This window comes from Synechococcales cyanobacterium T60_A2020_003, from assembly GCA_015272205.1.
In the GTDB taxonomy this organism is placed as follows: Bacteria; Cyanobacteriota; Cyanobacteriia; order RECH01; family RECH01; genus JACYMB01.
Genome location: JACYMB010000234.1, coordinates 1 through 11,044, shown reverse-complemented (window position 1 = coordinate 11,044; position 11,044 = coordinate 1). Strand labels below are relative to the sequence as shown.

9 protein-coding genes are annotated in these 11,044 nt (G+C 53.1%); 8 read left to right on the top strand and 1 reads right to left on the bottom strand.

Translation table 11 applies throughout. The features are described from left to right. Positions 1-531 precede the first annotated feature (531 nt). Positions 532-1,290, top strand: coding sequence for a hypothetical protein (locus IGR76_11790; GenBank protein MBF2079172.1), 759 nt, complete (start codon positions 532-534; stop codon positions 1,288-1,290). Between the two features lie 588 nt (positions 1,291-1,878). Here the strand turns inward: IGR76_11790 and IGR76_11785 are convergent. Beyond that, positions 1,879-2,445, bottom strand: a complete 567-nt coding sequence (locus IGR76_11785; GenBank protein ID MBF2079171.1) for a hypothetical protein — start codon at positions 2,443-2,445, stop codon at positions 1,879-1,881. 255 nt (positions 2,446-2,700) lie between these two features. On the opposite strand from IGR76_11785, the gene IGR76_11780 reads away from it, so the two are divergent. The 7 genes from IGR76_11780 to IGR76_11750 form a co-directional block, all read left to right on the top strand. Next, positions 2,701-4,428: a succinate dehydrogenase/fumarate reductase flavoprotein subunit gene (locus tag IGR76_11780; GenBank protein MBF2079170.1), complete on the top strand. Its 1,728-nt coding sequence runs from the start codon at positions 2,701-2,703 to the stop codon at positions 4,426-4,428. Positions 4,429-4,838: 410 nt separating this feature from the next. Further along, positions 4,839-6,158 carry a M23 family metallopeptidase gene (locus tag IGR76_11775; protein ID MBF2079169.1) on the top strand — a complete coding sequence of 440 codons (1,320 nt, stop codon included), beginning with the start codon at positions 4,839-4,841 and terminating at the stop codon, positions 6,156-6,158. A gap of 108 nt (positions 6,159-6,266) precedes the next feature. Beyond that, the gene (locus tag IGR76_11770) at positions 6,267-6,671 is read left to right on the top strand and encodes a DUF3119 family protein (protein MBF2079168.1); all 405 of its coding nucleotides are present in this window, start codon (positions 6,267-6,269) and stop codon (positions 6,669-6,671) included. Between the two features lie 26 nt (positions 6,672-6,697). Continuing rightward, complete coding sequence (locus tag IGR76_11765; protein MBF2079167.1) at positions 6,698-7,873, top strand: DUF3086 domain-containing protein; 1,176 nt, start codon at positions 6,698-6,700, stop codon at positions 7,871-7,873. Positions 7,874-7,882: 9 nt separating this feature from the next. Further along, complete coding sequence (gene plsY, locus IGR76_11760; protein MBF2079166.1) at positions 7,883-8,566, top strand: glycerol-3-phosphate 1-O-acyltransferase PlsY; 684 nt, start codon at positions 7,883-7,885, stop codon at positions 8,564-8,566. 188 nt (positions 8,567-8,754) lie between these two features. Further along, positions 8,755-9,207, top strand: a complete 453-nt coding sequence (locus IGR76_11755) for a hypothetical protein (protein MBF2079165.1) — start codon at positions 8,755-8,757, stop codon at positions 9,205-9,207. An 18-nt stretch (positions 9,208-9,225) separates the two neighbouring features. Continuing rightward, positions 9,226-11,044, top strand: a 1,819-nt coding sequence (locus tag IGR76_11750) for a tetratricopeptide repeat protein (GenBank protein ID MBF2079164.1), incomplete at its 3' end; no start/stop codon positions are given.

Here is an 11,044-nt window from a genome sequence, read left to right as displayed (position 1 = left end):
TGGCATTTTACGCCGCAGAGCGGCGGGGAATCGACCCGCAGGGATTGAACGCTCCTTGCCAGAATTCATAGTATTTAGAAGGACAAGACCCTAAACCATCAACCCAAATTTCATAGGGTTGGGAGTTTATTGTTCGATGCCCATAGATTCACTATATCACTATATAGTAATTTGATTGCAAGTTTTCTGACAATACACAGGTCACGACTCGCGCTGAGGCAATTGTCCAGGCTCGTGAGGCAGGCTTTGGACGCTAGGACTCTAGTCCTAACCCAACTGGATAGGGTCTATCACCCGGTTGGGTGAACCACTTGGTGTAGGTTTTCAAAAATTGGGACTGTAGTCTCACGACAGTGAGAGGGGCGATCGCTGAAGAGCAGACTATACAAGGGAAACACACGTTGGATGCTTCTCGGATACTTCTCGGACGTTTTCCGGACACCCAACTGCGTAACCTACAAATAGAACAGCAAAAACAGATCACAGTTTGACGCTGTTATTCTCACTCATTGAAAAAATGGAGATACACCCATGACAGTAAACTGGGAAGGTTCTGACACTGTAAATGATTACAAAGTCGCCCACAAAACCGACTGGGGGCTGACTTGGGAAACCTGGTATATGTATGGCTACGGTGGTGACGATACCCTGTACGGCGGTGACGATAACGACTACCTGTATGGAGGGGATGGCAACGACGAGCTACACGGTCGAGATGATAACGATAAGCTCTACGGCCAGTCCGGTAACGACAAACTCTACGGTGATGGTGGACATGATGAACTCTACGGAGCCGACGGTCTTGACTACCTCGATGGCGGAGATGGCAACGACAAACTCTATGGTGGTGGCATCGAAGGCGACACGCTGAACGGTGGCAGTGGTAATGATTACCTGGATGGCGGTTCCGGTGATGACTGGATGGAAGGAGGTACCGGAAACGATATCTTTATCGTTAGCGACACGGGCGATCGCGTCATTGAGCATAGCGATCAGGGATATGATACGGTTCAATCTTCCGTCAACTATGCACTCCCCAATCATATTGAAAAGCTGGAGTTACGCTACTCCGCTACGGTAGGTCATGGAAACAGCCTAGATAACGTCATTCTAGGCAACACCCAGAACAATACGCTCAACGGTGGCGACGGCAATGACTTCATCAGTGGTGCGGCTGGCGATGATTTTCTATCGGGTGACAAGGGCGACGATTTTCTGGATGGTGGCGAGGGGAGCGATCGCCTCTCTGGAGGTCTCGGTGAAAAAGATACCAGCATTCCATCCGCTTGATTCTGCTCATTTTTCCTACTTTTCTTTGAGGATTTCCTGATGCTAAACAACTCGCAATTGTTGCTCTTTTTCGATCCTAAGCCGACTGGGAACCAGAGCGTGTTCCAGTCATTCTCGAAGGTGCGATCGCTCGTAATCGAAGCACTAAGCAACATCTTCAGATCTACGAACCAGCCTCAGATCCGATATCTTGTCGCCAGTTCAGGTGAACAACGATGGTTCGTTTACGATCCCGTCTCTAATACTAGACAACTATTTACGACGGAAGCCGACGTTCGGCAATGGCTAGAAACTCGATACTATAACCCCTAATTGGAGATCCACCATGAACCCATATCTCACATCGCACTCAAGCGATCGCACCCACTCACACCAAAACCCAATAGGGACTGTAATGGATTCATTTTGGCGCTTTAGCATCTTCTACGAAACCTATATCTCTAGCCGCTCTCAAGGTACAAAGATTCGACACGGATGCCGTTGTTCGGGTTCAGGCCATGGTAGACGCGATGAGCTAACGTTTCGCTAACGAGCAATAATTTTGGACGATCGCTCTTTCTAAAGAGGCGATCGCTTTTCTCAGGTTGGCTAGCTTGCCTCAGAGGGGAGAGCTTCTAAATACGGTGCGATATAGTTTCGTCCCCGTTGGATGTAGTAAGGAGAAAAAAGAGACTCGAATTCATCCTGAATCCGCTGCATAGCAATCTCCATACGATGACGCCCATAGACTAAAAACTGTGCAGTCGAATAGGCATAATATTCTTCTTCAGCTCCCTCTACGTTCTTTTTAAATGCATCTTGATAAAGATCTCGACCTTCACTAATTAGTTGTTCGATAGATGGGGTAAAGTGGACGGATTCTCCACTCGGAAAATCAATTTGTTTATCCTTGATAAATCCAATAACGATCCTCATACATTCACGAGTTTGTTCCACCGATAGACAGTGTTCATCCTGGCGGCGAAATCCCCATTGAGTACATCCGTTTGTGACTTCAAGCACTCTGAGAAGTGCCAACTTGTCTAGCTCTTCAGGATCGATAGCTTGCAATGCCTGAATATGCGCCTCAATCTTGTGCTGAAAGCCTTGAAAATCAGCCTCGAAGTATTCTCGCAGTTCCTTAATTTGTGCCAACGTCTGCCAGTTAATGTTCATAGCGCGTTTTACCGTCCTCTCTCTCCATCAAACCATTCTTAGGCTTTCAAGGGGCAGAAAGATTTAACAACGTTTACGCGACCAACCGCCAGTCAGCACTCCCATGCATTTAACCGTTCCCCTCCGCTTGAGTACCCCATCCACCTGAAGTTTGACCGACAAGTCAGCTTTTATTAAGAAGTTCCAGACTTTTAGGGGAGTTTTTTAGGAATACGGCAGGATAGAAAAGGAAGTCGTTTGACCGAGTTGAAACGCATGATTGAACATGATGTCCTGATTGTTGGTGGAGGATTAGCAGGGTCAAGAGCTGCTGTAGAAATCGCCCGCACGAATCCCCGTCTTAAGGTTGCCGTGGTTGCGAAAACACACCCGATTCGCTCCCACTCGGTTGCTGCCCAAGGGGGCATGGCAGCTACCCTCAAAAATGTGGACGAGGAAGACAATTGGGAAGCTCATGCCTTTGATACGGTTAAAGGCTCAGACTACTTGGCAGATCAGGATGCCGTTGAAATTTTGACCAAAGAAGCTCCCGATGTCGTGATTGATCTCGAGCATATGGGCGTTCTCTTTTCCCGTCTACCAGATGGACGGATTGCCCAGCGAGCGTTTGGCGGACATTCCTATCGCCGCACCTGCTATGCTGCCGATAAAACAGGCCACGCCATTTTGCATGAATTGGTGAACAACCTGCGCCGCTACGGAGTCGCCATCTACGATGAATGGTACGTGATGCGCTTGATCTTAGAAGATGGACAAGCGAAGGGCGTAGTCATGTTTCGTATCCGGGACGGCCATCTAGAAGTGGTGCGGGCTAAGGCTGTGATGTTTGCCACCGGGGGCTACGGGCGCGTCTTCAACACGACTTCAAACGACTATGCCTCGACGGGAGATGGTTTGGCGATGACGGCGATCGCTGGATTGCCGCTGCAGGATATGGAGTTTGTGCAATTCCACCCCACTGGCCTTTATCCCGTTGGAGTCCTGATCTCTGAGGCAGTGCGTGGTGAAGGGGCGTACTTGATCAACAGTGAGGGCGATCGCTTCATGGCGACCTATGCGCCCAGCCGGATGGAACTTGCCCCGCGCGACATTACCTCCCGTGCCATTACGCGAGAGATTCGTGCTGGACGGGGCATTCATCCGGATGGCAGTGCCGGAGGCCCCTTTGTCTATCTCGACCTACGACACATGGGCGAAGAAAAAATTATGAGCCGCGTGCCGTTCTGCTGGGAAGAGGCACACCGACTCCTAGGAATTGACGCAGTACATGAACCGATGCCCGTGCGCCCAACGGTGCATTACTCGATGGGGGGCATCCCGGTGAATACGGATGGCCAGGTTCGTAGTGGTGTCGATGGACTGGTCGAGGGCTTTTTCTCGGCGGGAGAAACGGCCTGTGTGTCGGTGCATGGCGCAAATCGTTTAGGGAGTAACTCGTTGTTGGAATGTGTGGTCTACGGACGACGCACCGGAGCGGCGATCGCCCAATATGTCCAAAATCGAAAGATGCCAGAGATCAACGAAGCCCGCTATCTCTCCGAAGCTCAGGAGCAAATCCAGTCCCTTCTGGATCAGTCTGGAGAATACCGGATCGGCGCAATTCGCCAAGAGTTTCAAGACTGCATGACCGATCACTGTGGTGTATTTCGTCTTGAATCCGTGATGCAAGAGGGACTCGATCGCCTTCAAGAGATTAAGCAAAAGGCTCAAAATATCTATCTGGATGACAAAGGCAAACTCTGGAATACGGAGTTAACCGAAGCTCTGGAATTACGAAGTTTAATGGTCGTCGGAGATGTAATTTTAGCCTCTGCGTTGAACCGTAAAGAGAGTCGTGGTGCCCACTGTCGTGAGGATTTTGGCGATCGCGATGATGAGAACTTTCTAAAACATACCCTGGCGTTTCATTCACCAGCAGGCGTTGATATTCAGTATCGTCCGGTTGCGATTACCCAATTTGAACCGAAAGAGCGGAAGTATTAAGACTATATCGGTGAACTCGGAATAGGGGCGATCGCTCTGGAGAAAGAACTGGAACCTCCTCCTCTAGTTCAACGGTAGCCTTGGATGCGATCGCTTTATTTCCGTTTTGCTATGCCATGGAATTTCCTTGCTGTGGGCGTGAGAGTACAGTAAGAGTTAAATACAATCGTACTGTTTTTTTGGGCGGCATAGTATCGATTGCGTACACTAAGGATTGTGGTTTTAATAACTCCGAATTCTTGGGGAGCGATAGTCTAGGTTTGTATCTAGACATGCTTTGCAAGATCTTTACGGCATTATGGACATTTCGTATGAATTTCCTCCTGACTGGAGAATTGTAACGACGAAGTCAAACAATGGGTAAAACGCGGAATCTCCATCGCGTTTTCTTCAGTTGCTTGTAAAGTTTCATGGATAGGAGCGTTATGATACCCCCGTTCAAACTTCGGTCTGAACCAAACGGTATATCCTTAGTAGACGAGGTCTCCGCTCCAGTGTTGTCATATTCGAACAGGTCTGCGATGGCTCCTTTCCGCTCAATTCCTTGTTTTGGTAGCTCTCTATTAACATTTCTGCTGGTTACAAACGGAGCGTTGGCTATTGTTCAACCCTCGCGTGAATCGTCTCAAATCACGCTTGATCAATCATCCCAACGCGATGCAGTATCTACAGATGCAGCAGACTTACTCCTAACGCCGCCGACAGCGACAGATGCCCTGCCATCCATCGACACTCCGCAAGTACCCGTCGTGGATGAGGATCTCCAATCGACTCTTGAAGAAACCGTCCACCCCTCCATCGTGATGCCTGAATTAGATGCGGAATCCTTAGAGGGCGCGATCGCCGTGGATGCTGATAAATTAGAATGGGCGCGTCAGAAACTTCTGGGTCGTCAGCTTGAAGAACGCCTCGCGAGTGAACAGGCGGCGGCGATCGCCGCTGAAGCCACGGAGGCGACCGAAGAAATGGACAAAGCGGCTGAAGAGGACGAGACGAAAACAGCAGACGCCAATGAAAGCTCTACATTAGGAGCGATCGCCGATGCGGTTCCCCGCTGGGTTGCCACATCAATGCCGCTCTCGGTTACCTTTCCCGACTTTTCCATTCAAGACTTTTTGAATTTGCCCCTACGGCTACCCGGTAACGGTAACATTCGGGCGATGTTTCCCTTGCCAATTCCCGCGTCGATTACCTCTCTTTTCGGATGGCGGCAGCATCCCCTCTTGGGCGAATGGCGCTTGCATCAGGGGATTGACCTCGCAGCCCCCGAAGGAACTCCGGTGCTAGCGGCCTTCAGTGGCACGGTGAAAGCGGCTGAGGTGATGGGCGGGTACGGAATCACGGTGATTTTGGAACATAGCGATGGCACCCAAGAAACCTTGTATGCTCACCTCTCGCAAATCCTGGTTGAACCGGGAGATTGGGTGGAGCAGGGAACAGCCCTTGGCCGCGTGGGCAGCACGGGCAGTTCCACCGGGCCCCACCTGCACTTTGAATTACGCCAACTCACGGATCAAGGGTGGGTTGCCTTGGATGTGAACGGTTTGATGCAGCAAGCCTTAGCCGAATTTGGTGAACTGCCTGTTGCCATTCTGGATATGGATCCCAATGCGCCGCGATCGCTCAAAAGTCCCAAGAAGCTGGATGAGTTTGGCAAGCTGGCGGGTCGGGTTGTGCAATCCCAAAATGTTTCCCATCCGCGATCGGCAGGACTTTTCCGAGGGGTTTAACCTCCAGGAAGAACACGCTAAACAGGAACCATTTTGAAGGGGTTAGCTTCTGCCTCTAGAATGGAGCAATACTGCCCAATGCGATTTGCGAGGTCGTATCCTGTTCCTATGACGTCTTCTCCAGCTTCTAACCGCTCGGTTGAAACAGTTCAACTTGCCCCCAGCTACACCTTACCCATTGCGCTGGTGATGATTGCGTTGCCTTTGTTCTGGCTTCAACCCTGGATCAGTGGGGCGATCGCCCTATTTGGCCTATTCCTCCTGTATCAAGCTGTCACTTTACGCTTGATGTTTACCGATACAGCCCTAGATATTTATCGTGGCGATGCCCTCATTCGTCGATTTCCCTATCAAGATTGGCAAAACTGGGCAATCTTTTGGTCGGGTGTGCCGATCCTGTTCTATTTCAAAGAGGTGAAAAGCATCCATTTTCTGCCGATCCTCTTTGACCCCGCCACGCTTAAAACCTGTTTAGAAGAGCGTTGTCCCTGTTCGACTTCGCCGGAAGCGTAATTCAGTTCACCGTTTGACGTTATTGAATGCAGGTACGAATGGCTATTGAGTCCGACTATCCCACACCCCGCAAACCCTCAATGGACGATGATCTCCCCTCCCGATCATCCCCCTCTGCGTCTGATGCGGGTGTTCCCGATGGGGTGCCCCTGCCCCCGCTGAGCCGTCATACTCCCCCCAGTTCCCCGCCCTCGTCCGATGAGCCGCAGAGCCAGACGACTGCGGATTTAGAACGTCGGGTGAGCGACCTCCAACGCCAGGAAGCCTCCCTTAAGCGGCAAATTGCGAACCTTCAAGCGGCGCTCGATCGCGCCTCGCGCACCCCGGCATCCGGCACATCGGCCTCGATGGATCAGTTTATGAACGAGGCTTTGGCGGAGTTAGAGCAGCGGAAGAAAACGCTGCAACTGTCAATCGAGCAATTAGAGCGGCGGCAAGAGCGCATCCAGGCGGAAATGCGCACTACCTTTGCCGGAGTCTCCCAGGATTTAGCGATCCGCGTGCAGGGTTTTAAAGATTACCTGGTGGGAAGTTTGCAGGACTTGGCCGCCGCCGCCGAACAGCTAGAACTCAATACACCGCAAGTGTCTAGCGCACCAAGCCGACCACAGGAGAAGCCAGCCAAAGAGCAGGCTACGGCCGAGCGATCGCCCAATCCTCAGTTTGCTAAACCTGTCTTCCGGGACGATAGCAAACTCGTGCGGGATCTGATCGACCAGTACCGCAACAAACCCGACTACTACGGCCCCCCGTGGCAACTGCGCCGCACCTTCGAGCCGATTCATGCCGAGCGGGTGTCCAAATGGTTCTTTGACTTGGGAGGACGGGGAGCCGTCCGCAGCACCGGATCGCGGCTTCAGAATATTCTGGTGGCCTCAGCGGTCATTTCCATTCTGGTAGAACTGTACGGTGAACGGCTTTATACCCTGGTATTAGCAAATTCTCCAGAGCGTTTGGGGGAATGGCGACGGGGATTGCAAGATTGCCTCGGCATTTCTAGAGGCGACTTTGGGGCAGAACAGGGCGTCATGCTCTTTGAAGCACCGGAACCCCTAGCCCAACGCGCCGATCGCCTCGTGCAGCGGGGACAGTTGCCGCTGATCATTGTGGATGAAGCCGAAGAGGTGATCAACCTATCCTTACTTCAGTTTCCGCTTTGGCTAACGTTTGCACCCGATCCCACCCGTCCCCCTGTGCTGTAGGAGCGTCCGATGACAACATGGCTTTTGATCAACGCTGGCCTGTTACTGGCAGCCTACCTGTTGGGTTCTCTCCCGACGGGGTACCTTGCCGGAAAACTGCTCAAAGGCATTGACCTGCGGACGGAAGGCTCAGGATCAACGGGGGCAACGAATGTGCTGCGTACCCTGGGGAAAGGCCCTGCGATCGTGGTACTGCTGGTTGATATTTTGAAGGCCGTTGCGGCGATCGCCCTCGTGCGTGTTGTCTATGCGGCTCCATCGGTTTTGGCGATCGCCCCGGCTACCGTCACCCCAGAGATTTGGAAACCCTGGGTGATTATGCTAGCGGGGATTATGGTCTTAATCGGTCATAGTAAATCCGTCTGGCTGGGGTTTCAGGGTGGCAAATCGGTGGCCTCTGGTTTGGGCGTTTTTTTGGCGATCGCCCCTGTGGTCGGCCTGCTGTCCTTAGCGGTATTTAGTGTGGTGCTGGCGGTGTTTCGGATTGTGTCGCTGGGGTCGATCATGGCGGCGATCGCAGGTACGATCCTCATGGTTGCTTTTCAAAAGCCCATCCCCTATCAGTTGATTGCCTTGCTGGGTGGGGTGTATGTCATTCTGCGCCATCGCCAAAATATTCAGCGACTGCTGGCCGGAACGGAACCCAAGATTGGTCAAAAGCTGGAGCAAGCCTCATCACCGTCTCAAAAATAAGTTCTTGCTAGGACTTGTGACTGTTCCTGTCCATCTTCGAGTCGGGCAAGGGCAAATTTTGGAAAAGCACTCGTCTAGGAGTTATGTTTCCTGATCCGCTGAATGTTCACGCTTTAATGGGGTAATAACGGAAATTCACGGATACACTGGACTATAACGATACCTGCTTCCCATCTGAGGAGTTGTTTATGGATCCCGCTACCCTGACTGCGTTTCTCGCTCCCTTCCTCCCCACCTTGATCACGTTAGGCGGCAAAGTATTAGAAGGCGCAGCGACAACATCGGGTGAGACCGCAGGTTCTAAACTCACTGAGAACGCTTTGAAGAAGGCTGGGGCGATTTGGGAAAAGCTGTTTCCGAACGTGGAAGCGAAAGAGGCGGCGAAAGAAGCAGTGGACGATGTGGCGAAAGCTCCTGATGATGCGGATGCTCAAGCGGCGTTGCGGTTGCAGTTGAAGAAGATTTTGGAGAGTGATCCGGAACTGGCGAAGGCGATCGCCCAAATCATGGAGGAAGATGCGCCGGATGGCACACCGGGAATCCAGATTGTGCAGCACGTGACGGGAAATCAGAATCAGGTGATTGGTCAGGTGACGGGTGGGAAGGTGATTGGCAACATCACGGGCAATGTGAACCTGTAGGACTGGAGAAACAGGGTTGTGTCCACTGATTCTGAGGCTCCGAACCAAAACCCTAATATTCGGCAAGAGGTGAAGGGTAATAACAACCAGGTGATCGCTCAGATGTCGGGTGGAATGGCGATCGCCAAGGTGGAAATCCTGAATCAGATCACGCAGATGCCGCGATCGCCGGAGTTGGCGCGGGAGTCGTTACCCCATGACCCACCGGATTTTGTCGGGCGAGCGGTGGAGATTCAACAGATTGAGGCGGATTTGAAAGAGGGTCGCGTGGTGGCGATCGCCGGGATGCCGGGGGTGGGTAAGTCGGCGTTGGCGGTGCGGGTGGCGCATCGGCTGAAGGCTCAGTTTCCGGGGGGGCAACTGTATCTGGATTTGCGGGGCGCGAGTGAGCAACCGCTGACGGTGGAATCGGCGTTGGAGAGTTTGCTGCGGATGGTGGGGGTGGATGATCCGGCTCAGATGCCCCCGGAGCAGGCGGATCGGGTGGCGTTGTATCGCTCGAAGGTGGCGGAATCGCCCACGTTGGTGGTGCTGGATAATGCGGCCAGTAGTAGCCAGGTGCAGGATCTGCTGCCGGGGGTGGGGGGCTGTGTGATCACCAGTCGGCGGCAGTTGGATGGGTTGGTGGGGGTTCGGCATCGGAATTTGGAGGCGTTGGCGGAAGGGGAGGCGCTGACGTTGATGGAAACGGTGTTGCCGCCGGAGCGGGTGCGGTCGGAGCAGGATGCTGCACGGCAGATTGTGGGCTATTGTGGGCGGTTGCCGCTGGCGGTGCAGATTGCGGCGGCGACGTTGGGCAAGCGATCGTGGCAGAACAAGCGACTGGCGGAGTATGCTCAGCGGTTGGCGGATGAGCGGCAACGGTTGGATCAGTTGCGGTTGGAAAGCTTGGATGTGCGGGCGAGTTTTGAGCTGAGCTATCGGGAACTGGATGGGGATGCGGCGCGGCTGTTTGGTTGGTTGGGGCTGTTGCCGGGGGATTTTGGCACTGCCATTTTGGAACCGTTGATCCAGGAACCGCTGACCCAGGTGGAGCATGCCCTAGAGGCGCTCGTTGATGGTCGGTTCGTGGATCCCTTGCATGGGGATCGTGAGGGGCGGTATACATTGCACGATTTGATGCGGCTGTTTGCGCGGGAGCAACTGACGGATGCGGCGGCGGTGTTGGCGGCGAAGGGGCGACTGGTGCAGTGGTGTGGGGATAGAGCAGATTTTTGGGAAAATGCCCTGAATCCGGTGCGGCGACGGCAGTGGGCGGAATCCTGGGTGACTGAGTGGGCAGCGGACTCGCAGGGAGGCGAAACGCTATCAGCAGAAGACCTGGAACCTATGCTGCTTCAGCAAGCGCTGGCCTGGTTTGAGACGGAACGTCCTACCTTGGTGCAGGCGTTTACTTGGGCAACCGAAACTCAGCAGGAGCAGATATCCATAGATCTGGCTGCGAATCTTACCTCTTTTTTCAACTTGCGTGGGTACTGGGGGGACTGGATGACGACCCATCAACAGGCGCTGTCGGTGGCCCGTCAAGCAGGAAATCAGCAATGGGAAGGCCAAACTCTCGGTAATTTGGGCATTGTGTACCGGTTACAGGGGAAGTGGGATGCGGCGATCGCCGCCTATGAGCAATCCTTAGCCATCCTTCGTCAGATCGGGGATGTACAGGGGGAAGGCCAAACCCTCAACAACTTGGGCAATGTGTACCAGTCTCAGGGGAAGTGGGATGCGGCGATCGCCGCCTATGAGCAAGACCTAGCGATCTGTCGTCAGCTCGGGGATGTCCAAGGGGAAGGCCAAACCCTCAACAACTTGGGCAATGTGTACCAGTCTCAGGGGAAGT